This is a genomic window from Pseudomonas sp. COW5 (assembly GCF_026240005.1).
Classification (GTDB): domain Bacteria; phylum Pseudomonadota; class Gammaproteobacteria; order Pseudomonadales; family Pseudomonadaceae; genus Aquipseudomonas; species Aquipseudomonas kribbensis.
The window spans coordinates 1-326 of sequence record NZ_JAPHVP010000005.1; the positions used below are offsets into that span (position 1 = coordinate 1).

At 57.1% G+C, this 326-nt stretch carries 1 pseudogene; it reads right to left on the bottom strand.

Annotation, left to right across the window (positions count from 1 at the left end):
- Positions 1–325: pseudogene (locus tag OQ248_RS29005) on the bottom strand (putrescine ABC transporter permease PotH); the annotation flags it as partial.
- Position 326: the final 1 nt, after the last annotated feature.

Sequence of the window (326 nt, forward strand, 5' to 3'; positions counted from 1 at the left end):
GGATCGCGGTCCAGGTCGGCATCATGATCAACAGCAGCAGGACGTTTTGCGCTTCCTTGCTGGCCTTGGTGATCGCGTAGGCCATCGGGAAACCGATCACCAGGCACATCATCGTGCTCAGTGCCGCGACTTTCAGCGAACCGAGGTAGGCCGAGAGGTACAGCTCGTCTTCGCCGAGCATGGTGTAGTTGCCGATGTTCAGGAACAGCTGGAATTTCTGTTCGGCGTAGGTGTAGATCTCCGAGTACGGCGGGATCGACAGCGCGGCTTCCGAGAAGCTGATCTTCATCACCAGAAAGAACGGCAGCATGAAGAACAGGAACAGC